Raw genomic sequence first — 22,036 nt, forward strand, 5'->3', positions numbered from 1 at the left:
CTTTACCGCACCGGGAGCTTTGCATGAACCAGATAACTCGCTTTACCCCCTTGGCGTTGGCCGCCGCCGTGATGATCGGCCTGAGCGCCCCCGCGCAGGCCGACGACACCGTGCTGATCGGCCTGGCCGGCCCGCTGACCGGGCCTTCCGCGCGCATCGGCAAGGATTTGGAAAACGGCGCGCAGCTGGCTATCGCCGACGCCAACGCCCAGAAGCCGACGCTGAACGGCAAGCCGGTCACCTTCAAATTGCTGTCTGAAGACGATCAGTCCGATCCGCGCACCGCGGTGGCGGTAGCCCAGCGCCTGGTGGACGAAGGCGTAGCCGGCGTGGTCGGCCACTGGAACACCGGCACCAGCATTCCGGCCGCGCGCATCTACCACGACGCCGGCATAGCTCAGGTGGCGCCGGTGGCAACCGGCCACGGCTATACTCAACAAGGATTCGACACCAGCTTCCGCGTGATGGGCCATGACGACGACGGCGGCAACTATGCCGGGCAGTACGCGGTGAAAGAGCTGAAAGCCAAGCGCATCGCGGTCATCGACGATCGCACCGCCTTTGGCCAGGGGCTGGCGGATGAGTTCATCAAGTCGCTGCAGGCCCAGGGCGTGCAGCCGGTCAGCCGTGAATACGTCGACGACAAAACCGTCGACTTCAGCGCGGTGCTGACCACCATACGCAGTAAAAACGCCGACCTGATTTTCTTTGGCGGCGTGGATTCGCAGGCGGCGCCGCTGGCCCGCCGCCTGAAACAGCTGGGCATGAACGCTCAATTAATGGGCGCCGGCGGCTTTGTCAGCCAAACTTTCCTGACGCTGGCGCAAAAAGAAGGCGACGGCGTGGTGGCGCTGGAGCCTGGCCTGCCGCTGGAGCAAATGCCGGGCGGCAAGGCCTTTGAACAGGCTTACCGCGACCGGTACAAAACCCATATCGAGCTGCATGCGCCCTTCGCCTATGACGCCACCCGGGTGTTGATCGCCGCTATCGAACAGGCCGGTTCGGCCGATCCGGCCGACTACCTGCCTAAGCTGCGCGCCATCCGCTATCAGGGCGTGACCGGCACCATCGCCTTTGACGCCCAGGGCAACCTGCAGCAGCCAAGCTTCACCCTGTACCAGGTAGTCGGCGGCAAATGGCAGCCGCAGACCGTGCTGGGCGGCGCCAAACCACAATAAGAGAGCAATGAGGAGCAAGCCGATGAGCTGTGCAAAAAACGAATTGGGCATTCTGGCCCGCCGCCGTATTGAGGCGGAGATCATCAAGCCAATCTATCACATCCTGGTGCGCGAGATAGGCAAGGCGCGGGCGCAGGCGGTGATCGGCGAAGCCATCGAAAACGCCGCCATCGACGCCGGCAAGCGGTTTGCCGCCCAGGAGCCGGCAGGCGCGGATTTGCAAAGCTTCGCCGCCCTGCAATACCTGTGGGAAAAAGACGACGCGCTGCGGGTCGAGGTGATCAATCAGGACGAGCGGCATTTTGATTATAACGTCACCCGCTGCCGCTACGCCGAGATGTACCACGAAATGGGGCTGGGCGAGATTGGCCACCTGCTGTCGTGCGCCCGCGACAGCCAGTTTATCGTCGGCTATGCGCCGGACGTCGAACTGCAGCGCAGCCAGACCATCATGTCCGGCGCGCCCTGCTGCGACTTCCGCTACACCGCTAAAACCCAGGAAGAAAAAAAATGACTCTGCAGATCGACGGCGACCGCCTGTGGCGCAGCCTGCATGAGATGGCGCAGTTCGGCGCCATCGCCAACAACGGCGTCACCCGGCTGGCGCTGAGCGAAGAAGACCGGCTGGCGCGCAACCAACTGCGCGACTGGGCGCTGCAGGCCGGCTGCAGCGTACGGGTCGATCGCATGGGCAATATGTTCCTGCGCCGCGAAGGCGCGCGCCCCGAACTGGCGCCGGTGGTGACCGGCTCGCACGGCGATTCGCAGCCCAACGGCGGCCGTTTCGACGGCATTTACGGCGTGCTGGCCGGGCTGGAGGTGATCCGTACCCTCAACGATCGCCAGATCCTGACCGAACGGGCGATTGAGGTGATCAACTGGACCAACGAAGAAGGCGCGCGCTTTGCGCCGGCGATGATTTCCTCCGGCGTCTTTTCCGGCGTGTTCAGCCTGGAATACGGCCTGTCGCGCCGCGACGCGCAGGGGGTCAGCATCGGCGAAGCGCTGCGGGAAATCGGCTACGACGGCGAACAGCCGGTGGGCGGCGCGCCGATCCACGCCGCCTTCGAACTGCATATCGAGCAAGGGCCGATCCTCGAAGCGGAAAACATCGCGATCGGCGTGGTGACCGCTGCGCAAGGGCAGCGCTGGTATGAACTGGAGGTCACGGGTTTCAGCGCCCATGCCGGCACCACGCCGATGGATCGCCGCCGCGACGCCCTGCTCGGCTTCGCCGACCTGGTGACGGCGGTCAACCGCATTGGCCTGAACTTTATGCCGGACGCGCGCGCCACCGTCGGCATGGCGCAAATCACGCCCAACTCACGCAACGTGGTGCCGGGCAAGGTGTTCTTCAGCGTCGAGTTCCGCCACCCACAGGACGCGGTGCTCGAACAGATGGAACAGCGCCTGCTGGCGGCGGTGGCCGAGGTGAATAGCGGCGCCTTGAACGCCCGCGCCGAACGCATTTTTCAGTATCAGCCGATCCGTTTCGACGCCGGCTGCGTCACCAGCGTGCGCCAGGCGGCGCAGGCGCTGGGCTACAGCCACCACGACATGGTCTCCGGCGCCGGCCACGACGCCTGCTACCTGAGCAACGTCGCCCCGACCGCGATGATTTTCATCCCCTGCGTGGACGGCATCAGCCACAACGAACAGGAGGATATCTCCCCGGCCTGGGCCACCGCCGGCGCCAACGTGCTGCTGCATGCGCTGCTGGCGCATACTCACGCCTGATCCCTTTCCGCCCGCGGTTGCCGATCGGGGGCGCGAAAATATATTCAACGAAACGGTTGAATATTAGCCTGCCTGTTCTATATTCAACCATATGGTTAAATTATCTTCCTCTCAGCTGGACGCCATTTTTCACGCGTTGTCCGATCCGACCCGGCGCTCCATGCTGCACGCGCTGGCCGACGGCGAACGCAGCATCGGCGAACTGGCCGCGCCGTTGCAGATGTCGTTCGCCGGCGCCTCCAAGCACGTTAAAGCACTGGAACATGCGGGCCTGGTGCAGCGAACCGTGCAGGGAAGAAACCATATTTGCCGGCTCGAAGCCGAGCCGATGGCGCAGGCCATGCAATGGCTGCAAACCTATGAACATTTCTGGACTGAACGGCTGGACGCGCTGGAACTGGCGCTGCGGCAGGCCGAACGGCATCCTCCCAAGGAGTGAACCATGAATGATTACGGCATGATTATCGAACCCGGCACGCTGCGCATCCAGCGGCTGCTGCCCGGCCCGATCGAACGGGTCTGGGCTTACCTGACCGAATCCGACAAACGCGCTACCTGGCTGGCGGCCGGTGAGATGACGCTGGAGAGCGGCGCGCCGCTGGAGCTGAGTTTCCACAATTCCGAGCTGGCGGGCGAACACGAACAGCCGCCGGCCAAATACAAACAGCACGGCGGCTGCGTCAGCAACCGCGGCCACATTACCTGCCTTTTCCCGCCGCGCGTGCTGAGCTTTACCTGGGCGGAACAGGATCAGGGCCGCCCTTCCGAAGTCACTTTCGAACTGACCGAGCAAGGCTCGGCGGTGCTGCTGACGGTGACCCACCGCCGGTTGGCCAACCGCGACGAAATGCTCAGCGTGGCCGGCGGCTGGCACACGCATCTGGATATTCTGGTGGACCGGCTGCATGACCGCCAGCCACGGCCGTTCTGGAACACCCTCACCAGGCTGGAAGAGGAGTATCGCGTCAGGCTGTGATCAGCCTTCGTCCCTGCGCCTGAATGCCAGATAACCGGCGATCAGCGTAAAACTGCCGACCAGCAACACCAGCAGAATAAAGCCGTGGTGATTGCTGGCCAGCGGGATCCCCCCGACGTTCATACCAAAAAAACCGGCGACGATGTTGATCGGCAGCGCCAGCACGGTGATCACCGTCAGGGTGTACAGCGTGCGGTTGTTCTGCTCCATCTGCTTGGCGCCGATTTCCTCCTGCAGCAGCCGGATGCGTTCGGTCAGGCTGGCGAGATCGTTCAACACGACGGTGAACTCCTCGGTGAACTGGCGCAGATCCTGCACCACCTCGCGGCTCAGCCAGTTCGGCGGGCGGTTCAACAAGCGGAACAGCGCCGCCGGCTCCGGCGCCAACAGCCGTTGGAAACGCAGCAGCATGCGGCGCATGCGCCCCAGTTCGGTGCGATTGCGCTTGACGTGGTTGCTCAACAGGCGATCTTCAATGGTATCGACATAGTGGTTGGCCTGGCGCACCACCTGCTCCAGCACCTCCTCCTGTTCCTCCAGCAAATGCGCCAGCAGTTCGGTCGAGGACGCCAGCTGCAGCGGCCCCAGCCGGCCGAGCAGCCGTTCGATCAGGCGCAGCGGCTTATGCCGCACCGTCACCACCAGCCCGCTGCAGCAGTACAGCCACAGCGTTGCGGTTTCGGGGTTGTTCTCTTTGGGATGGAAAATCACGTCGTTGAGCACCGCGAACAGATCGTCACCCTGCCGCTCAATGCGCGTGGTGTGCGAACCGTGACGAATTTCGTCAAAGAAGAAATCGGAAATGGCGAAATGGTTTCTCAGCCACTTTTCCGCCGCGGCGTGGTTGAGATTGAGGTGCAGCCAGATAAATCCCTCGCCGGGCGGCAGCGTCTGATAGGCCTGGCAGGCCTGCTGCGACGTCAGCCGCTGCGGCGGCTCGCCCTGGCGGAAGACATGGCCGTAGATCAGGCCGGTCACTTCGTCGTCGAAATCAAGCTTGTGCATTTTTTCCGCAAGCGTCTGCGCCATAAATATTACTACCCTGAGAAACCGGACCTCGCCTTTATAGCAATCTTTATCCGCCAACGTTAATTATTTTCACCGTTCCCGATGATTAATATTAGCGTCATAAAAAAGTCACATTAATTCAGAATACTTTGCAGGCAATAGCCAGCACACGTTCAATAATCAGGTCGATTACCGCTGCACCAACTTGAGCATTCCTCATCGATTTCCATATCCAGAACACCAAAGTGTGATTTTTGTTCAGACTACCACAGGGGTCGAGCATTGAAACATTCCCTGACGTCCGTTATGTTAGAACGCTGCCAATTGACAAGGAAAGTTATGGATACGGTTGAAGAGTTAGGCGGAACGTATTTCTACAAAGGTTACAGTAACTTAAATCCCCAGCAGCTATTCTGGCTTGTCTGGGTTGATGCATTCAGCCAGCATGCAGGTTTAGAAATTTCCGCATCAGCTATGATTTTGGCGGGCTACCCATTCTTGGGAACAAGAGGAAAGCCATCCCCCGCGACCAAAGGGACGTCTATAGCCTCCGTTGTATCAAGAAGGTTAATCCCTGATATACACTTACCGCCCGGCGTTGTTATACCTACGCTTGTCGGACGCTCCTTAAAAGACTTGCACGTTAGCTATACAAACAAGGTAAGAACAGCTATCGGGAGAAACATTCCGTGGATTGGTTATGCAATGGCGGCATACACAGTTCATGCCATAAGCCGCGATGTTAAAGAAACATATAACCGCGTCGCAAGATCTGAACATCGAATCGCGTGGACACACTTTTGAATACCGAACATGAAATTTTGGCGTACATCCAAAGAAAATACAGCCACAAAAAATTTCTTTTTTTTGGCCCCTTGTTACCAGTTACCTTAGAAACGGATCTCCGCCGTGACCTTAAAATAATTTATGAGGATGCTGAGGAACTTTTTACTTATTATTTCGATACGTGGAAAATTGCCCCTGAGCAGTTCAGTATTGACCGATATTTCAACCCGGAGTACCTAGGGTCACCTAAGCCTGACAAACCTTTAGAATCAATTACAGTCCGTATGCTTATCGAATCCGCCAAGGTTGGCCGCTGGCTGTATTAGGCCGGCAGTTGCCGACCATCCCGCCGCGCAAGCGCAGCCCCGAATACAGCCGCAGCCCGGTGCCGGAAGTCTATTGAGTGCCGCACGGGGGCGGGCAACCGCCCCCTCGCTCAGCCGAACCCTGCGGCAACAGGGTTGCTGTAACGCCTGTTAACAGATTGCAGGATCATCCCCCTATTTTCTCCACATTTGCTGCTCAGACTCTTGTTTATATTTATTAATCACTTAGAGTCATTATTGCGGTCGCCATGTTTTTATCTAAACCTTTCTCTCGTGTTCTCGTGCTGTTCCTCGGCCTGTTGGCCGCCCTGTCTCAGGCCCACGCCGCCGCGCCGCTGGTGCTGAATTCCAAGGCCGCGCTGGTGGTCAATCAGCGCACCGGCAAAATCCTGTATCAGAAACAAGCCAACCGCGCGCTGCCCATCGCTTCGCTGACCAAGCTGATGACCGCGATGGTCGCTCTCGACGCCAAACGCCCGTTGGGCGGCAAGCTGAGGGTAACCCCCGCCGACCGCGACCTGCTGAAGAAAACCCATTCGCGCCTGACCATAGGTTCCACGCTGAGCCGCCGCGATATGCTGCACATCGCGCTGATGTCCTCGGAAAACCGCGCCGCTTCGGCGCTAAGCCGCAACTATCCCGGCGGCCGCAAAGCCTTTGTGGCGAAGATGAACCAGAAGGCGCGCGCCATCGGCATGAAACGCACGCGTTTCTACGATCCGACCGGGCTGACGCCGCGCAACGTCGCCAGCGCCCGAGATCTGCTGCAGATGGTGAACCATGCCTACCGCTATCAGACTATTCGCCGCTTCAGCATCGACAAACAGCAGATTGTCCGCCCCGGCCGCGGCCAACTGGTGTATCGCAGCTCTAACGGGTTGATCAATAACCCTGCCTGGAAAATTCAGCTGCAGAAAACCGGCTTTACCGACGAAGCCGGCCATTGCCTGGCGGTGCGCACGCTGATTAAAGGCCAGCCGGTGGTGATCGTCCTGCTCGGCGCGCAGCAGCGCTACGGTCACTACAGCGACGCCATTCGCCTGAAGGCCTGGCTGGAGTCTTGAATACGACATGTCGGAGACGGGCGCGCCGTCTCCGGTCGGTCAGAACGAAGTGATGATGCTGCGGGCTATCTTACCGGTCTTCAGCTCCTCATAGGCCTCGTTGATCTGGGCAATGTTGATCTCTTTGGAGATCAAATCGTCAAGATTAAAGCGCCCCTGCAGGTATAAATCGGCGTACATGGGAATATCGTGCTTGATGTTGGTCGATCCCATATAAACCCCTTTAACGGTCACCTGATTGAGCAGTAAATCGCCCAGCACGTCCACGCTGATGCTCGAACCCGGCTTGTGGACCCCAATCAAAAATGCCCCACCGCCCTTGCGGGCCATTTTTATCGCCTGTTCCGAGGTGGCCTTGAGGCCAATCACTTCAAAGGCGTGATCGACGCCGCCCTCCGTCAACTGTTGCACCCGTTCCACCGCGTTCCCCGCGCCGGCATCGATAAAGTCGGTGGCGCCGAATTTGCGCGCCAGGGCCTCTTTGGCAGGCTGCATATCAATGGCGATAATGCGGCTGGCGCCGGCCAGACGCGCACCGGAGATAACATTCAGCCCCACGCCGCCGACGCCGATAACCGCAACCGTATCGCCGGGCTTGACGTTGGCGGTATTGATCGCCGCTCCTGCGCCGGTAACGCAGCCGCAACCCAGAATCGCCGCCTGCGGGAAGGGCAAGGCATCGGGCACTTTGACCAGCTGGTTTTCGTGCACCAGCGAATATTCGGCAAAAGCCGAGGTGCCGAATACCGGCGTCACCGCCTGCCCGTCCCGGCTCAGCCGCTGCCCCTGCGCCGCATCGCGCAGCGTTTCTTCAGGGTGTTCGCACTGGTAGGTGCGCCCGGAGATGCAGGCCTCGCAGTGGCCGCAATATTGGATCAACGAACCGACCACATGGTCGCCAATGTTAAACTCACGCACGTCGGGCCCGATGCCTTTGACCACGCCGGCCAGCTCATGGCCGAACACCGCCGGCAGCGGCACGCCAAAATCGCTTTCGGCCATGTGCAGATCCGAATGGCACAGGCCGGAGGCTTTGACCTCCACCAAGACTTCACGCCCTTTGGGTTGATCTATTTGGATATCTTCAACGTCAAATATTCCGTTACTCGCATTCAGTACGGCAGCTTTCATTGCGTAACTCCTTAAGCCATGATTTGCCACCCAACGCACGATCGCGGGTTGGGTACAGTCTGGAGAAGACCAGCCACCTCACTGGCAAGAACGACAATATCCATGCTGATACTCAAGCCAAGGTGAAGGCCTTCCGCACCAGTAAAACGATTAAATTTAACAAATTGGCAACAAAAAATGCTTATATTGCTATTCATTTGATAGTTATCATTTTATTTTGTAGGGTTTTACTTCACGCATGACCCCGCCGCCTCGCTCCCATCCTGTGCGGCCTTAACCGCCGTGTGCATATCTAAATCCGTTTTTTATCAATGGAATATCCTATCGCCAATCAATATTAAACCGGCGAGGCCACGCATGGTATTTGTCATGGATAACTGATGATAAAGGAGCAGGAAAATGGCGTATGCGCTGAGCGTGTTGGAAAAGAGCCCTATTGCCGAAGGAGAAAGCGCCGCTCAGGCGCTGGCGCGCACGCTGCGGCTGGCGCAGCAGGCAGAGAGCTGGGGCTATCGGCGTTTTTGGCTGGCGGAGCATCACAATACCCCCCAGCTCGCCTGCCCGTCGCCGGAGATACTGATAGCCTACCTGCTGGGGCAGACTTCGCGCATCCGCATCGGCTCCGGCGGCGTGATGCTGCAGCACTATAGCGCCTATAAGGTGGCGGAGAACTTCAACCTGCTGGCGGCGCTGGCGCCTGGACGCGTCGATCTTGGCGTGGGCAAAGCGCCGGGCGGCCTGCCGCTGTCTACCCAGGCGCTGCAGGCCGCCCACGATCGGCAGCGCAAACCGGACTTTGCCCAACAGTTGGCACAGCTCACCGCGCATCTGCATGACGATGCGCAGCCGGGCCTGAGCGCTACGCCGCTGCCGCCGCAGCCTGCCCAGCGTTTCTTGCTGGGCGCCAGCCAGGAAAGCGCCCAGTTGGCCGCAGAACACGGCTGGGCCTTTGTGTTCGCCGCGCATCTCAACGGCAACCCGCAGGATATTCAACGCGCGCTGACGCATTATTCGGCGCAAAGCGGCGGCCGCAAGGCGCTGCTGGCGGTGGCGGTGATTGTTGCCGACAGCGCGGAACAGGCCAACGCGCTGGCGGCGGGGATCCGCCAATACCGGGTGCACGTCGCCGGTGGACAAAGCGTCACCGTCGGCAGCCTGGAACAGGCGGAAAGCTATGTTCAACAGGCCGGCGCCGGCGACTACCGCATCGAACCACGTGAAAGCCATATTCTGCTGGGCACTGCGCCGCAGGTGCGTCAGCAGTTGGAACAGCTGCAACGGCGATACGGCGTGGAAGAGTTCGTCATCGACACCCCGGTGAGCGAACCGGTCGCCCGCCAGGCCTCTCTGCAACTGCTGGCGCAGGAAAGCCTGGCTCCGGCCTGATTCACCGCTGCGCCGGCGCTGAGAGCGTCGGCCAGTCGCTGCACAACCCGCCTCCCTGCTCGCTCCACCGCGCAAATCAGCCATCAGCTGACGCCTTGCCCCAAAGCCAAAGAGAGGCAACAATGGGGGATGTTCTCTGGCTGGATAAAACGAGCAAAGGATGTAACCCATGCAACAGGCTTCTCAGCGGCGTCCGCCGCCATTCGACGTCATCAGCATTCAATCTCAGGTGGTGTACGGCAGCGTCGGCAACGGCATCGCTTACCGCACCCTGCTGAAAAAGGGGATGGAAGCGCTGCAGGTGCCCAGCGTGCTGTTCGGTTGCCCGCCCTATTACGGCCCGCCGCACGGCGGGGCGATTAGCGGCGAATGGTTTGGCGGCTTTCTGGACGACCTGATCGCCCGCGGAGTGATGAACCACACCCGGGCGGTGATCGTCGGCTATCTGGGCGGTGTGGTGCAGTGCCATATTCTGGCCGATTGGCTGCAGCGCGTTCGCGCTCTCAATCCGCAGATAAAGATCTATATCGATCCGGTGATGGGCGATTACGGCGAAGGGATTTATGTCGATAAGCGCATCGTCGACTGCTATCGCTCCCCCTTCCTGCAGTTGGCTAACGGCCTGACGCCAAACGGCTTCGAACTGGAGCAGCTGTGTGGGCGCAGCCTGACCACCCAGGAGCACGCCGAGCAGGCCGCGCGGGCACTATTGAACGACACCACCGAATGGGTGCTGGTCACCAGCGCGCCGGGGGTGGCGGAAAACGACGATGAGGTGGGATTGCTGCTGGTGAGCCGCGGCAGGGTGCAAAGCTATCGCCATCCGAAAATCGCCTCTGCGGTCAAAGGCACCGGCGACATGTTCACCGCACTGTTGGTCAGCCATCTGCTGCTGGGCGAAAGCCTGAATGACGCCATAGTTACCGCAAGCGAAGAGGTGTGCGGGGTGTTGGCTGAGGCGGCGCATTTTGGCTGGGAAGAGATTGGCAGCCTGCGCGCGTTGAAATGAGAGGGTAAATCCTGGGGCAGTAAGCTGCCCCAGGGGCATTCAGCGCTTTTTCTTCTTGTTGAAATCCAGTTCGAAGGCGAACACCGCGCTCTGGATTTTTCTTTCCATCGCCAACCCAAGATTGAGGAAACGGCACGACAGGCGCGAAAAATGCACCACCTGCTCGTTATCGTCCACTTCCTGATCGTCGTTAACCACCACCAGTTCCATGTTGACCTTGAAACTGCCGTAGCTGCCGAGATCCAGCTGCGCCTTTTTCAGCAACAGACCGGGTTGGAAAAATTCCGGCACCGGGCCGTCGATGCGCAAGCCGACGCCGCCGGCGGAGAGATCGTGGATCCTCAGCTCGTAGGGCGTCCCATCCGGGTATTCGCCGGTGCACAAAAACTGGCGCCAGTGCGGCGTCGTAATGCGGAACTGGCGGCGACGTTGGATGTAAATCAACTCCAGCGGCAGCCGGGTTGAATAAGTCACTACGCCCTGCTCATCGCCCTGCTGCGGCTGCCAGACCGAAAACTCAATCTTGGCGTCATGGCTCTCAATGATAATGGTCAATTCACCGTCGAGCGGCGCTTCGCTTTCTTCACCGCTAAAAACTATAGTGTCCGGCCCGACGCTCAATAACAGACTCTGAAACCGTTGCTGCTGGCTTTCTACCCGCAGCGGCGTGCGCTGTTTGCACACCTCGCGTAAAATCGCCAGAACTTCAAAACGTTCACGTTTAATAAACAGCCCGTTATCGCTGTGCTCCACACGTCTCTCCTGACTATTCCAATGAGGGCCCAAAAAATCCTAGGGTTATCATCTCTGGGAATATTCCTAAAGTCAAATTTGCCAGCGCCGCCAGGCCTGCGGAAGCAGGCGCGCCAGGCGTTTCGCCCATGCCTGCTGGCCCTGCTCGTCGGCGATCAGATCCTGGCGGATCTCGATGCCGACATAAGGCAATTCGCGGCGCTCGGCATGCACCGGCAAAGTGTAATCGGTCGCGTCGGTCATGGCATAGGGCTGGTTGATGCCGACCTGCAGATCCCCTTCTTCCTGCAGCAGTTCGGCCAGCAGATGGGCGAACGCCGGATGGCGGTTGAACAGCAACCCCACCGGCCAGGGCCGCGCATCGCCTTTGAATACCGGCGTGAAGCTGTGCATGGCAACGATCGCCGTCGGCCGCGCGCGCATTTGGCGCTCGCCAAGGTGAGAGTCGATGGCGCGATGGTACGGCAGAAAAATTTCGCGCTCGCGGGCCAACGCCTGTTCAGCCTCAATGTCGATATTGCCGGGGATCGACGTCAGTTCGGAAAGACGGGGAATCGAACTGGCGATGCCCGGCGTGCGGTTGCAGTCGATTACCAGGCGCGAGTAGCGCTGATGTATCAGAGTAGCGTCCAAATGGCGGCTCAGAAGACGAGAAACGCTCAACGCGCCGATGTCCCAGCCGATGTGACGGTCTATTTCACCTGAAGGCAGGCCCAGATCGCCCAAGCGCCGCGGTATCGCCTGGCCGGCATGATCGCACAACAGCACGAAAGGCGCGGCACCCTGCGGGGTTTCAATCACTGCCGCAGGCGGCTCATCGGCGAATAACAACGGCGGGATAAATGACTGAGGCATGAAAAGCTCCGGCGGCTGAATGACAAAGCGCTTATCGTAACGCTATCTCACCGCCGGGCCCAAGATCAAAAAGTTTTAAATTACGCTATGTCCGCTTCCTGTTGCCGTTGGTGCACCGCAATATATCGTTGATAGCGCGCCGGTTTGAGGCGTGTGGTATCCACCAGCACCAGACCGTCAATACAGTTGTTGAACGCCGGATCGGTGCCGAAATCGATAAACTGCACGCCGCCCGGCTCGCACAGCTCGGTGTACTGCTTGTACAGCGTCGGGATCGAACAGCCGATGTTGCTCAGCAGGCTTTTCAGCCGCACCAGATCCTCTTGGTAGTTGTCTCCGGCAAACTGCGCCAGCACCTGCGGCAACGACGCCGGATACGGCTGGCGCGACTGCGCAAACGCCTGGTCCGGCGAGAAATAGAGCCGGTAAAAGGCGATCAGCAGGTCGCGCGCCGCCAGCGGCATACCGCCGGAAATCGACACCGGCCCGAACAGATAGCGATACTGCGGGTATTTCGCCAGATAGGCGCCAATGCCCAGCCACAGGTAGTCCAGACCGCGTTTACCCCAGTAGGCTGGCTGGATAAAGCTGCGCCCCAGCTCGATGCCCTGCGCCAGAATCGGCTCCATGTCGCGGTCATAGTGGAACAGGCTGTTGCTGTAAATGCTTTCCAGCCCCTTGCGCTCAAGCTGCTCTGCGGTGGGAATAAAGCGGTAAGCGCCGACGATTTCCAGCTCTTCTTCATCCCACAGCACCAGGTGATAATAATCGTCGTCATAACTGTCCAGATCGCGGCGGCGGCCGGAGCCTTCCCCCACCGCCCGGAAGGCTATCTCACGCAAGCGGCCCAGTTCGCGCAGGATAGGCGTGCGCGCCTCGTCTTGCCGACGATAGAGGAAAATGGTTTTGCCGTCCGGCGTCATCCCCAGCCGTTCGCAGTTCCCCAGCGCCTTCTTCAGCTCCAGGCGATCTTCCGGCAGCGCAATTGGCGATTCACTGGCGAACAACCCTGCCTTGCCCTGGCCAAGACGATAGACGTGGCGGCGAAAACGCTCGGCCAGATCCTTGGCACTGGTGTGGCCGTCGTGCCAGTTGGCAAACGGAACACGGCCGCCGATGCGGATCTTGATATGGCCGCCCTGCTGCTGAAACATTTCACGCACCAACAGCAGCGTCGACAACGGCCGGTAAACCAGCGAGGTGAAATAGAACAGGTTACTGTTACGCGCGCTGATGTGGATTGGCACGATAGGCGCACGCGCCTTGGCCGCCAGGCGCAGGAAACCGGTATGCCAGTGGCCGTCGCGGATGCCTTTCGGGCTCATGCGCGATACTTCACCGGCCGGGAACAGGATCAACGCCCCCTGGTTATCCAGCTGGCGCTGCATGCCTTCAATCTGCTTGCGGCTGGTTTTGTTCGCCATATTGTCCACCGGCACAAACAGGCTGCGCAGCGGTTCGATATAGCTCAGCAGTTGGCTGGCAACCACTTTGACATCCGGCCGCACCGCGGCGACGGCGCGCAGCAGCACCAGCCCGTCCAGCGAGCCGATCGGGTGGTTGGCCACCAGCACCACCGGCCCCTGGCTGGGAATGTTTTCCAGGTCACCGTCCACCAGCTCGCAGCTGAGGTTGAAATGCTCCACCACCTGTTCGATCAGGTCCAGCCCTTTCAAATGGGGATAATCGGCGGCGAACTGTTTGAATTCTTTTTCGAAGAGAATGCTTCTTAGCAGGCTACGCTGCCAGGCAGGGGTATTGCGGTGTGGAAATGCATCTTGCAACAGAGAATCCAGGCTGAACATCGCGTTATCTCCTGACGTAGTCGCTGCAAACTTAAGCCAGAGCCATGACTCTAACATGTCATTTACATGACAAAAAAATGAAATCCATCGACTATCAGGTATAGCAAATTTATCGAGAATGGGGGCGTCGCTCACAACAGCGGAGAATAAAAACAGTGAAACGCCTGCGCCGTGATAGGTGCGTCCGCCGCTTTCGACCCGCCGAAGAAAAATGAATTTTCACAACACCCCGAGGCCAAGGAGCCACGCCAATATATTGTTCCCGGCAAATTGGCGATGAAAGAAGTCGTGGCGGAAAAATCCGCCCCTGTGACAGAGATCACACCGCACCGCCCTCGCCGCCAAAACACCCATTAACCGGACTTCACTATGATCTAGGTCATAGTATTGGCCTCAGGCCGTCCCTACTATCAAATTCACAGGCAAATTTCAGTAAGAACATTGCTCAATTTTTTCATCATGGATCGCGGAACATTATATTTTTGCCGGTTTATTTTTTATTTTTTTGTTACTTGGCTGCACGTTTATTTTAAGAGGAACCGCGCATGAAATTTTACCTCATAGCGTTAGGCATATTGGCATCCACTTCTTTCACCTTGCAGGCGGCGAAAACCACCGGCAGCCCCTTAGCCTCAGGCACTCTTCACTTTACCGGGAGCATTACCGCCCCGGCCTGCGCCATCAGCCGCCAGGCCGATCGGTTGCTCTCCAATTGCTTCGACAAGCTCACGGATAATAACAGCGGCTACGTCTCCAGACCATTAGAGGCGATGCCCTTTGAATTGGTTTCCAGCGTAACCAGTGAAGAGGTTAATAATAACCCAAACATGAAGCGCGTCATTATCAGCTATAAATAACCAGAAAGAGTTAATTTACGGCGTAATAATAGGCAAGGGTAAATGCCTCGGGTTATGCATAAGTTTAACTGATGATTTTGCCGCATCAGGGTTTAGGGTCGGGCAACCCCAGGTTGCCCATCTGCATGTCCGAAATCCGCCATCCCTGCAGCGAATTTCATGCAATAATCGCCCTATCAAACCCGAGGAGTGATCCAGATGCAGACCTTTTTACTTGATCGTATGGCTACGCCGGTGGGCGAACTGGTGCTGATTGCCGATGAGCAGGATCGCCTGCGCGCTATCGACTGGACCGATCACCAAGCGCGGCTGATGAAGCTACTGAATAGCCATTACCGAGCGAACCATTTTCAACTGCGCGAACAGCGTAACCCCGGCGGCCTGACCGAAGCCATGCAGCGCTATTTTTCCGGTGAACTGGCGGTGATTGACACCCTGCCGGTGATGACCGCCGGCACCGAATTTCAACGCATCGTGTGGCAACAGCTGCGCCAAATTCCCTGCGGCGAAATCCTGACCTACGGCGAACTGGCCAAACGCATTGGCCGCCCGACCGCCTCACGCGCGGTCGGCATGGCCAACGGTTCGAACCCCATCAGCATCGTGGTCCCCTGCCACCGGGTGATCGGCTCGCAGGGCGCGCTGACCGGCTACGCCGGGGGCGTGCAGCGCAAGCAGTGGTTGCTGCAGCATGAAGGCTATCTGCAGAAAGACCTGCTTTAATCCGCCAGCAGCGCCAGCGCGCTGCCTTCGTCGGTCACCAGCCCGTTGATCCAACGGCCGGCGAGCGCGGCGCGAATGGCGCGATGTTTCTCCGGCCCGCCGGCCAGCGCAATCACCGGCTTCTCCGGCTGCTGCCGCAGCTCGACGCTGGTCAGGCGGCGGTCCAGATCGTTGATGACTCGCCGCCCTTCGCCGTCGATAAAGTGCCCCAGCATTTCCGCCACGGCGTTGGCAGCCGTGAGCCGCGCCACGTCCGCCAACGAAATGAAACCGTCCTGATGCAGTGGGCACTGTTCACCAATGGTACCGACGCCGATAAAAGTCACGTCCGCCTGGCTGGCTTTTTCGCTCACCGTGCGGTAAATGCGGTGATTGCACCACAGGGCGCGATCCTGTTCGCTGTCGGCGAACAGCGGCGCCGGCAAAATGAAATAGCGGCCCTGGGTTTTTTCCGCCATCCACAACGGCACATCGTAGCGGGTACAGGAGCCGTCCGCGGCGATAGCGCCAATCAATGACACGCAGCTGTGCTGCGGCCGCTGGATTTCCGCCAGCTCATCAATCGCCGCCTTCAGGCTGCGCCCTGAACCTACGCCAACGATCAACGGTTCTTCGCTGCGAATAAACTGCGCCATGACTTCGGCGCCGGCCACCGCCACCGCACGGTTGATGCCCTGGGTGTCCATACCCTGGCTGGGCACTACCTGGCACAGTTCCAGCCCATAACGCGCACTGAGCTGGGCGGCAAGTTCCATGCAACGCCCCACCGGATGCGCGATGCTGACGCTAATCAGCCCATTGTCGATGGCGCAGGCCACCAGCCGCTGCGCCACCTGCCGCGAAACGCCGAGCGCCTCGGCAATCTGGTGCTGGGTTTGCCCTGCCACGTAATACATCCAGGCAGCGCGCGCCGCCTGATCCAATTTCTTGTCGTGTTTGCTCATCGGTTTTCCGCCCGCCATGACTCTATATGGCGTCATTTTACCGCTCGCCGCCCACTGCAGGGGCGGCAATTTATGCTTTTGTGAGCTAAAGCCCATTTAATGGGCAAAAGTTTGTTTAGGCTGTCCGCATCAAAAGGGCATTTACCCACTTAATGGGCTTTTGCTCAAAACACGGAGAGCCTTTCTATGCCACATGCCACACCCTCTATCGCCCCGTCCGTTTGGCTGCACATCGGCGCGGGTTCATTCCACCGGGCGCACCAGGCCTGGTACCTGCACCGCCTGATGGCTAGCGGCGATCGTCGTTGGTCTATCGCCCTGGCCAATATTCGCGATGACGCCACCCCGCTGTTGGACGCTCTGGCGGCGCAACGCGGTGAATATGTGCTGGAAACGGTGACGCCGCAGGGGGAGCGGCGGTATGAAACCATTACCTCCATTCAGAAAATCATCCCCTGGGATGCGGAGCTGGCGGCGTTAACCGCCGAAGGCGCGCGGCCGGAAACCCGGGTGATCTCCTTCACCGTCACCGAGGCCGGATATTATCTGGATAATCAGTTCAATCTTGATCGGCAGAATGCCGATATCCAGGCCGACCTGCGCGGCGGTTGCCGCACTATTTATGGCGCAGTGGCGCAGATACTGCAGCGCAGAATGCAGCTTAATGGTGACCCTGTCACTCTACTGAACTGCGATAACCTGCGGCACAATGGCGATCGTTTTCGCCATGGGCTGATGCAATTTCTTCAACTGCGCCATGAGGATGCGCTGATTGACTGGCTCGAACGCCGTACCCGCTGCCCCAACACCATGGTGGATCGCATCACGCCGCGTCCTTCTCCAGAGGTGGCGATACGCGTCGCCGAGGCCACCGGCATTGAGGATCGGGCGCCGGTGATGGCCGAGTCCTTCATTCAATGGGTGATCGAGGATGATTTCGCCGCCGGTCGTCCGGCGCTGGAACAGGTTGGCGTCGAACTGGTTGCATCGGTGTTGCCCTATGAAGAAGCGAAAATTCGCATCCTCAACGCCAGCCACAGCTGCATCGCCTGGGCCGGCACGCTGATCGGCCAACGCTTCATTCATGAAAGCACCCTTACCGACGCCATTCGCCAAATGGCCTACGACTACGTCACCCAGGACGTTATCCCCTGTTTGACGCCCAGCCCGATCGATCTGGCCGATTACCGCGATCGCGTATTGGAACGCTTTGGCAACCCCGATATCCGCGACACCAACCAGCGCGTGGCCGCCGACGGTTTCTCTAAAATCCCCGGGTTTATCGTTCCTACGCTGCTCGAATGCGCCCAGCGCGGCGAAAGGCCACGGGCCACCCTTATGCTGCCGGCGCTGTTCTTTGTGTTCCTGCTGCGCTGGCACCAGGGCCGCCTGCCTTATGACTATCAGGACGGCATGCTGGATGCGCCGGCGGCGCACCGGCTGTTCGCAACGGACGATCCGCTCGCCGCCTATGCCGCCGATGCCACGCTGTTCGGCGCGCTGGGGCACGACGCCGAGTTTGCCCAACTGCTGCGACAGGCCGTCACGCAGGTCAACCGCTGGCTGGGCGAATAACGGAGAGCGCGCATATGTATCTGGGAATAGATCTGGGCACGTCGGAAATCAAGGCGCTGGTGATGGACGAACGGGGAACGCCGCTGGCCAGCGCCGGTGAAGCATTGGCCGTGCAGCGCCCGCATCCCCACTGGGCGGAACAGGAGCCCGCCGACTGGTGGCGGGCCACGCAGAGCGCGATCGCTCAGCTGCGCGCCAAAATCCCGCACTATTGGCCGCAGATCCGCGCCATCGGGCTGTCCGGCCAGATGCACGGCGCGGTGCTGCTGGGCGGCGATAACCGGGTGCTGCGCCCGGCGATCTTGTGGAACGACGGCCGCAGCGCGGAGCAGTGCCTGCAGCTGACACGCAGCGCCCCCAGCCTGCACGCCGTCGCCGGCAACCTGGCGATGCCCGGTTTTACCGCCCCCAAACTGCTGTGGGTGGCGCGCCATGAGCCGGAGATTTTCGCTCAAACCGCCTGCGTGCTGCTGCCGAAGGATTACCTGCGCTGGATGATGAGCGGCGAGAAAATTTCCGATATGTCCGACGCCGCCGGCACCCTGTGGCTGGACGTGGCGCAGCGCGACTGGTCTGACGGCCTGCTGGCCGCCTGCGGCCTGACGCGCGATCAGATGCCGCGGCTGGAAGAAGGCAGCCGGGTGGCCGGACTATTAAAAGGCGACATCGCCCGCGCCTGGGGGCTGAGCCGCAACGTGATCATCGCCGCCGGCGGCGGCGACAACGCCGCCAGCGCGGTCGGCATCGGCGCGGTCAATCCCGGCGACGCCTTTATCTCGCTCGGTACCTCGGGCGTGCTGTTCGCCGTCAACGATCGCTTCCGGCCCAACCCGCATTCGGCGCTGCATGCGTTCTGCCATACGCTGCCCAACCGTTGGCACCAAATGAGCGTGATGCTGACCGCCGCCAGCGCGCTGCGTTGGTTCTGCCAACTGGCCGGCTGCAGCGAGATCCAACTGTTGGCGGAGATCGCCCAGCTGAATCAGGCCGAACAACGCCAGGCGCCGCTGTTTCTGCCCTACCTTTCCGGCGAACGCACGCCGCACAACGATCCGCAGGCCAGCGGCGCGTTTCACTGTCTGAATCACGCCCACGGCCGGGCGGCGCTCGGTTATGCCGTGCTGGAGGGCGTGGCGTTCGGCATGGCGGATGGGCTGGCGGTCATGCAACAGGCAGGCACCCGGCTGGATCAATGTTCGCTGATTGGCGGCGGCGCCCGCAGCGAACGTTGGGCGCAGCTGATGGCGGACGCGCTCAATGTGCCGATCGTGACTCACCCGGGCGGCGAAGCCGGCGGCGCCCTGGGCGCGGCGCGGCTGGGCCAGCTGGCGGACGGCGGCGCCGAGGCCGAGGTGTGCCGTCGGCCGCCGGTTGAACGGCGTTACCTGCCGGACGGCGCCGTGCAGCCGATGCTCAATCAACGGTTGGACACCTATCGGCGGCTCTATCAACAGCAGCTCGCGCTGCGCCAGGCGCTGCATCAATAAACACCCTACACCCGCCGGCCGAGGCCGGCCCAGGAGCTCGCTATGCAACAAACGCACAAGCACTGGTTCGGACTGCCGATGAACCTGCTGTGGGGTTATATCGCCATCGCCGTATTTATGAGCGGCGACGGCTTTGAAATGGCCTTTTTGTCCAAGCACATCACCGATATGGGCTTCTCGCCCACGCAGTCGGCGCTGGTGTTTACCCTTTACGGGCTGGCCGCCGCGCTCGCCGCCTGGAGTTCCGGCGTGGTGGCAGAGATCATTACGCCGCAGAAAGCGATGCGTATCGGCTTTATTTTGTGGGTGGTGATGCATGCGCTGTTTATGCTGTTCGGGCTCGGCATGAAAAACTATCCGTTGATGCTGCTGTTCTACGGCGTGCGCGGCCTGGCCTACCCGCTCTTTATCTACTCCTTCGTGATGCTGGTGGTGCAGAACGTGCCGAAACATCAGCTTTCTTCGGCAATGGGCTGGTTCTGGGCGATGTACTCGATCGGCATCGGCTGCGTCGGCAGCTATCTGCCAAGCTTCACCATTCCGCTGATTGGCGAAACCGGCACGCTGTGGTTCGCCATCGTCTGGGTGCTGACCGGCGGCCTGATGGCGCTGGCGCTGCTGCGCAACGTCGGCGTCGCCGGCGGCAAAGCCGATCTGACGACCAAAGAGAAGCTGAAGGAGCTGTCGCGCGCGGTCACCATTCTGTTCACCAATCGCAATATTTTCCTGTCTTGCCTGATCCGTATCATCAACACGCTGTCGCTGTTCGGATTCGCCGTGATCATGCCGATGCTGTTCGTCGGCCGCCTCGGGTTCAGCATGTCGGAGTGGCTGCAAATCTGGGCGGTATTTTTCTTCGTCACCATTTTCACCAACGTAATGTGGGGCATTTTGGGCGAAAAGATAGGCTGGATGCGGCAGGTCCGCTGGTTTGGCTGCATCGGCTGTGCGCTGTCCAGCCTGGCGTTTTACTATCTGCCGCTCTACTTCGGCCATAACTTCTGGGCGGCATTGATTCCTGCGGTGATGTTGGGCATCACGGTGGCGGCCTTCGTGCCGATGACGGCGGTATTCCCGGTATTGGAGCCCAATCACAAGGGCGCGGCGGTCTCTATCTATAACCTGTCCGCCGGGTTGAGCAACTTCGTCGCCCCGGCGATCGCTTCGCTGGTGCTGCCATTTTTCGACATCGTCGGCGTGGTGTGGGTATATACCGCGCTCTATCTGGTGGCGGCGGTGCTGACGCTGCTGGTCAAGGTGGAACAACCGGGGCACGGCCGATTATCTCAGCCGGGCCCGGCGGCAAACGCGCTGCTCAGGGATGCCGGTCACTGACCGGGGTAATAATCGGGCGGCACGCCGCTGCCTGCCGCCTGCGGGTAATAATCCGGCGGCACCGGGGAGCCCTGCGGCGCGTCATCGCCGTAGGCCACCGGCACCTTGTTGCCTTTGGCGTACATGCACTGGGTGTAAACCCTGTCGTAGCTGTCCTGCAGGTCCTCACTGCTGCGCGACGAGGAATTATTGGCCAGCGCGCTGCCCACCAGCAGGCCGCCGCCCGCCCCGACCAGCGCACCCGGCCCGGCATGGCCGGATGCGGCCCCCATTAACGCCCCGGCGGCCGCGCCCACCAGGGTGCCTGCCGCCGCCGTGCCCGCCGCATTATTGGCGGCGGTTTGGGCGCCGCCGCCGATGCTGCCTTGCGCATAGCTGCGGCACTGCGCCTCGTCGCGGTTAAATTGTTCGTAACTCTTGCCGGTGCCGGGCAAGGCGGTCACGTCCGGCCCGGAAGGCGGGGAGACGCAGCCGGACAACAGCGCTGCCAGCGCCAACGGCGGAAAAGCCAAAAAGGGTTTCATCGCACGCCACCTTGCCATTACCGGGAAACCGGGCTGTCTGGAACAACTTTCATCCACCCGTCGGGGCAGCGCGCCACCTGCGGGTAATAACCCGCCGGGCGGCGACAGTAATAGGCGTAATTCGGCGCCTTCTCTATATAGGTTTGCGGAGGTGGCGGCGTGACATAAACCACCGGCGGCGGCGCGTAATAAACCGGCGGCGGCCCCCACGGAATGCCAATCACCACCCGAGGGCCGTAGTAACCATGCCCATAATAGCCGTGGCCATAATAGCCGTGGCCGTAGTAACCGTGGGCAAAAGACGCCGCGCTGGCCGACATCAGCACCCCTGCCGCCGCCATCAACAGTATGAGCTTTTTCATCATCTGCTCCTGAATATGATCCTCTTTGTCATGCAGCATAGCGCCGGCCCCGGGCGACTTTACGGCGGCGATTGGGATGAATGCGACAAGCTTTCGCCAACAAATGTGTCAAATCTTGATTGATTCATGCGGCTTAAAAATCTCGGGCCGCCATAAGCGCGTACAGGCCGCCGATAATGCGCGTCAGCCACTTTCGGCGCATTTTAGCGGCCAGC

Annotated in this window: 23 protein-coding genes; 15 read left to right on the plus strand and 8 right to left on the minus strand. The window is 60.2% G+C overall.

What is annotated here, in order from left to right:
- Nucleotides 1–23 precede the first annotated feature (23 nt).
- The 5 genes from KHA73_RS12635 (at nt 24) to KHA73_RS12655 (ending at nt 3,891) form a co-directional block, all read left to right on the plus strand.
- Nucleotides 24–1,178: a branched-chain amino acid ABC transporter substrate-binding protein gene (locus KHA73_RS12635; protein ID WP_234584662.1), complete on the plus strand. Its 1,155-nt coding sequence runs from the start codon at nt 24–26 to the stop codon at nt 1,176–1,178.
- A gap of 22 nt (nt 1,179–1,200) precedes the next feature.
- Complete coding sequence (locus KHA73_RS12640; RefSeq protein ID WP_234584663.1) at nt 1,201–1,692, plus strand: L-2-amino-thiazoline-4-carboxylic acid hydrolase; 492 nt, start codon at nt 1,201–1,203, stop codon at nt 1,690–1,692.
- Nucleotides 1,689–2,915: a Zn-dependent hydrolase gene (locus tag KHA73_RS12645; protein ID WP_234584664.1), complete on the plus strand. Its 1,227-nt coding sequence runs from the start codon at nt 1,689–1,691 to the stop codon at nt 2,913–2,915. Before KHA73_RS12640 ends, KHA73_RS12645 begins: the two co-directional genes overlap by 4 nt.
- A gap of 91 nt (nt 2,916–3,006) precedes the next feature.
- Nucleotides 3,007–3,354, plus strand: a complete 348-nt coding sequence (locus KHA73_RS12650; protein ID WP_234584665.1) for an ArsR/SmtB family transcription factor — start codon at nt 3,007–3,009, stop codon at nt 3,352–3,354.
- A 3-nt stretch (nt 3,355–3,357) separates the two neighbouring features.
- The gene (locus KHA73_RS12655; protein WP_234584666.1) at nt 3,358–3,891 is read left to right on the plus strand and encodes an SRPBCC family protein; all 534 of its coding nucleotides are present in this window, start codon (nt 3,358–3,360) and stop codon (nt 3,889–3,891) included.
- On the opposite strand, the gene KHA73_RS12660 is transcribed toward KHA73_RS12655, so the two are convergent.
- A complete protein-coding gene (locus tag KHA73_RS12660) occupies nt 3,892–4,920 on the minus strand; it encodes a transporter (RefSeq protein WP_234584668.1) in 1,029 nt (342 codons plus the stop codon).
- Nucleotides 4,921–5,238: 318 nt separating this feature from the next.
- On the opposite strand from KHA73_RS12660, the gene KHA73_RS12665 reads away from it, so the two are divergent.
- The 3 genes from KHA73_RS12665 to pbpG all read left to right on the plus strand — a co-directional run bounded on the left by KHA73_RS12665 (nt 5,239) and on the right by pbpG (nt 7,075).
- Nucleotides 5,239–5,703 carry an STM2901 family protein gene (locus KHA73_RS12665; RefSeq protein WP_234584669.1) on the plus strand — a complete coding sequence of 155 codons (465 nt, stop codon included), beginning with the start codon at nt 5,239–5,241 and terminating at the stop codon, nt 5,701–5,703.
- A complete protein-coding gene (locus KHA73_RS12670) occupies nt 5,700–6,011 on the plus strand; it encodes a DUF1493 family protein (RefSeq protein ID WP_234584670.1) in 312 nt (103 codons plus the stop codon). The genes KHA73_RS12665 and KHA73_RS12670 overlap by 4 nt, the downstream gene beginning before the upstream one ends.
- Before the next feature lie 248 nt (nt 6,012–6,259).
- Nucleotides 6,260–7,075: a D-alanyl-D-alanine endopeptidase gene (pbpG, locus tag KHA73_RS12675; RefSeq protein WP_234584671.1), complete on the plus strand. Its 816-nt coding sequence runs from the start codon at nt 6,260–6,262 to the stop codon at nt 7,073–7,075.
- Nucleotides 7,076–7,114: 39 nt separating this feature from the next.
- Here pbpG and KHA73_RS12680 read toward each other — a convergent pair whose 3' ends face one another.
- Nucleotides 7,115–8,206, minus strand: coding sequence for a Zn-dependent alcohol dehydrogenase (locus KHA73_RS12680; RefSeq protein ID WP_234584672.1), 1,092 nt, complete (start codon nt 8,204–8,206; stop codon nt 7,115–7,117).
- A 399-nt stretch (nt 8,207–8,605) separates the two neighbouring features.
- Here KHA73_RS12680 and KHA73_RS12685 point away from each other — a divergent pair, with 399 nt between their 5' ends.
- Complete coding sequence (locus tag KHA73_RS12685; RefSeq protein WP_234584673.1) at nt 8,606–9,592, plus strand: LLM class flavin-dependent oxidoreductase; 987 nt, start codon at nt 8,606–8,608, stop codon at nt 9,590–9,592.
- A 169-nt stretch (nt 9,593–9,761) separates the two neighbouring features.
- Entirely contained in the window at nt 9,762–10,601 is an 840-nt protein-coding gene (locus KHA73_RS12690; RefSeq protein ID WP_234584674.1) for a PfkB family carbohydrate kinase, read from the plus strand.
- Between the two features lie 39 nt (nt 10,602–10,640).
- Here KHA73_RS12690 and KHA73_RS12695 read toward each other — a convergent pair whose 3' ends face one another.
- From KHA73_RS12695 to KHA73_RS12705, 3 genes are all read right to left on the minus strand, one after another.
- Nucleotides 10,641–11,354 carry a flagellar brake protein gene (locus KHA73_RS12695; protein WP_234584675.1) on the minus strand — a complete coding sequence of 238 codons (714 nt, stop codon included), beginning with the start codon at nt 11,352–11,354 and terminating at the stop codon, nt 10,641–10,643.
- 72 nt (nt 11,355–11,426) lie between these two features.
- A complete protein-coding gene (locus tag KHA73_RS12700) occupies nt 11,427–12,209 on the minus strand; it encodes an N-formylglutamate amidohydrolase (RefSeq protein WP_234584676.1) in 783 nt (260 codons plus the stop codon).
- Nucleotides 12,210–12,289: 80 nt separating this feature from the next.
- Complete coding sequence (locus KHA73_RS12705; protein ID WP_234584677.1) at nt 12,290–14,014, minus strand: lysophospholipid acyltransferase family protein; 1,725 nt, start codon at nt 14,012–14,014, stop codon at nt 12,290–12,292.
- 545 nt (nt 14,015–14,559) lie between these two features.
- On the opposite strand from KHA73_RS12705, the gene KHA73_RS12710 reads away from it, so the two are divergent.
- Nucleotides 14,560–14,871: a hypothetical protein gene (locus KHA73_RS12710; RefSeq protein ID WP_234584678.1), complete on the plus strand. Its 312-nt coding sequence runs from the start codon at nt 14,560–14,562 to the stop codon at nt 14,869–14,871.
- A gap of 198 nt (nt 14,872–15,069) precedes the next feature.
- Nucleotides 15,070–15,594: a methylated-DNA--[protein]-cysteine S-methyltransferase gene (gene ogt, locus KHA73_RS12715; RefSeq protein ID WP_234584679.1), complete on the plus strand. Its 525-nt coding sequence runs from the start codon at nt 15,070–15,072 to the stop codon at nt 15,592–15,594.
- Here the strand turns inward: ogt and KHA73_RS12720 are convergent.
- Nucleotides 15,591–16,538, minus strand: coding sequence for a sugar-binding transcriptional regulator (locus KHA73_RS12720; RefSeq protein ID WP_234584680.1), 948 nt, complete (start codon nt 16,536–16,538; stop codon nt 15,591–15,593). The two genes, ogt and KHA73_RS12720, sit on opposite strands and share 4 nt — an antisense overlap.
- A gap of 186 nt (nt 16,539–16,724) precedes the next feature.
- On the opposite strand from KHA73_RS12720, the gene dalD reads away from it, so the two are divergent.
- The 3 genes from dalD to KHA73_RS12735 are packed head-to-tail and all read left to right on the plus strand — an operon-like array spanning nt 16,725 to nt 20,935.
- Nucleotides 16,725–18,113 (plus strand): D-arabinitol 4-dehydrogenase, encoded by a 1,389-nt coding sequence (gene dalD / locus KHA73_RS12725; RefSeq protein ID WP_234584681.1) that lies wholly within the window; start codon nt 16,725–16,727, stop codon nt 18,111–18,113.
- A 14-nt stretch (nt 18,114–18,127) separates the two neighbouring features.
- Nucleotides 18,128–19,600 (plus strand): xylulokinase, encoded by a 1,473-nt coding sequence (xylB, locus tag KHA73_RS12730; RefSeq protein WP_234584682.1) that lies wholly within the window; start codon nt 18,128–18,130, stop codon nt 19,598–19,600.
- Between the two features lie 42 nt (nt 19,601–19,642).
- A complete protein-coding gene (locus tag KHA73_RS12735) occupies nt 19,643–20,935 on the plus strand; it encodes an MFS transporter (protein ID WP_234584683.1) in 1,293 nt (430 codons plus the stop codon).
- On the opposite strand, the gene KHA73_RS12740 is transcribed toward KHA73_RS12735, so the two are convergent.
- Nucleotides 20,929–21,459 (minus strand): glycine zipper family protein, encoded by a 531-nt coding sequence (locus KHA73_RS12740; RefSeq protein WP_234584684.1) that lies wholly within the window; start codon nt 21,457–21,459, stop codon nt 20,929–20,931. The genes KHA73_RS12735 and KHA73_RS12740 overlap by 7 nt on opposite strands.
- Before the next feature lie 17 nt (nt 21,460–21,476).
- Nucleotides 21,477–21,821 carry a hypothetical protein gene (locus KHA73_RS12745; protein WP_234584686.1) on the minus strand — a complete coding sequence of 115 codons (345 nt, stop codon included), beginning with the start codon at nt 21,819–21,821 and terminating at the stop codon, nt 21,477–21,479.
- Between the last annotated feature and the right edge of the window lie 215 nt (nt 21,822–22,036).

This window comes from Serratia entomophila (assembly GCF_021462285.1).
GTDB classification, from domain to species: Bacteria; Pseudomonadota; Gammaproteobacteria; order Enterobacterales; family Enterobacteriaceae; genus Serratia; species Serratia entomophila.

What these genes read in the sequence shown, in the direction of transcription:
- KHA73_RS12645 (WP_234584664.1), top strand. Translation starts at nt 1,689, where the DNA reads ATGACTCTGCAGATCGACGGCGACCGCCTGTGGCGCAGCCTGCATGAG.
- KHA73_RS12745 (WP_234584686.1), bottom strand. Translation starts at nt 21,821, where the DNA reads ATGAAAAAGCTCATACTGTTGATGGCGGCGGCAGGGGTGCTGATGTCG.
- KHA73_RS12705 (WP_234584677.1), bottom strand. Translation starts at nt 14,014, where the DNA reads ATGTTCAGCCTGGATTCTCTGTTGCAAGATGCATTTCCACACCGCAAT.
- KHA73_RS12655 (WP_234584666.1), top strand. Translation starts at nt 3,358, where the DNA reads ATGAATGATTACGGCATGATTATCGAACCCGGCACGCTGCGCATCCAG.
- dalD (WP_234584681.1), top strand. Translation starts at nt 16,725, where the DNA reads ATGCCACATGCCACACCCTCTATCGCCCCGTCCGTTTGGCTGCACATC.
- KHA73_RS12720 (WP_234584680.1), bottom strand. Translation starts at nt 16,538, where the DNA reads ATGAGCAAACACGACAAGAAATTGGATCAGGCGGCGCGCGCTGCCTGG.
- KHA73_RS12635 (WP_234584662.1), top strand. Translation starts at nt 24, where the DNA reads ATGAACCAGATAACTCGCTTTACCCCCTTGGCGTTGGCCGCCGCCGTG.
- KHA73_RS12690 (WP_234584674.1), top strand. Translation starts at nt 9,762, where the DNA reads ATGCAACAGGCTTCTCAGCGGCGTCCGCCGCCATTCGACGTCATCAGC.
- KHA73_RS12700 (WP_234584676.1), bottom strand. Translation starts at nt 12,209, where the DNA reads ATGCCTCAGTCATTTATCCCGCCGTTGTTATTCGCCGATGAGCCGCCT.
- KHA73_RS12740 (WP_234584684.1), bottom strand. Translation starts at nt 21,459, where the DNA reads ATGAAACCCTTTTTGGCTTTTCCGCCGTTGGCGCTGGCAGCGCTGTTG.
- KHA73_RS12685 (WP_234584673.1), top strand. Translation starts at nt 8,606, where the DNA reads ATGGCGTATGCGCTGAGCGTGTTGGAAAAGAGCCCTATTGCCGAAGGA.
- KHA73_RS12680 (WP_234584672.1), bottom strand. Translation starts at nt 8,206, where the DNA reads ATGAAAGCTGCCGTACTGAATGCGAGTAACGGAATATTTGACGTTGAA.
- ogt (WP_234584679.1), top strand. Translation starts at nt 15,070, where the DNA reads ATGCAGACCTTTTTACTTGATCGTATGGCTACGCCGGTGGGCGAACTG.
- pbpG (WP_234584671.1), top strand. Translation starts at nt 6,260, where the DNA reads ATGTTTTTATCTAAACCTTTCTCTCGTGTTCTCGTGCTGTTCCTCGGC.
- KHA73_RS12665 (WP_234584669.1), top strand. Translation starts at nt 5,239, where the DNA reads ATGGATACGGTTGAAGAGTTAGGCGGAACGTATTTCTACAAAGGTTAC.
- KHA73_RS12650 (WP_234584665.1), top strand. Translation starts at nt 3,007, where the DNA reads ATGGTTAAATTATCTTCCTCTCAGCTGGACGCCATTTTTCACGCGTTG.
- KHA73_RS12660 (WP_234584668.1), bottom strand. Translation starts at nt 4,920, where the DNA reads ATGGCGCAGACGCTTGCGGAAAAAATGCACAAGCTTGATTTCGACGAC.
- KHA73_RS12710 (WP_234584678.1), top strand. Translation starts at nt 14,560, where the DNA reads ATGAAATTTTACCTCATAGCGTTAGGCATATTGGCATCCACTTCTTTC.
- xylB (WP_234584682.1), top strand. Translation starts at nt 18,128, where the DNA reads ATGTATCTGGGAATAGATCTGGGCACGTCGGAAATCAAGGCGCTGGTG.
- KHA73_RS12640 (WP_234584663.1), top strand. Translation starts at nt 1,201, where the DNA reads ATGAGCTGTGCAAAAAACGAATTGGGCATTCTGGCCCGCCGCCGTATT.
- KHA73_RS12735 (WP_234584683.1), top strand. Translation starts at nt 19,643, where the DNA reads ATGCAACAAACGCACAAGCACTGGTTCGGACTGCCGATGAACCTGCTG.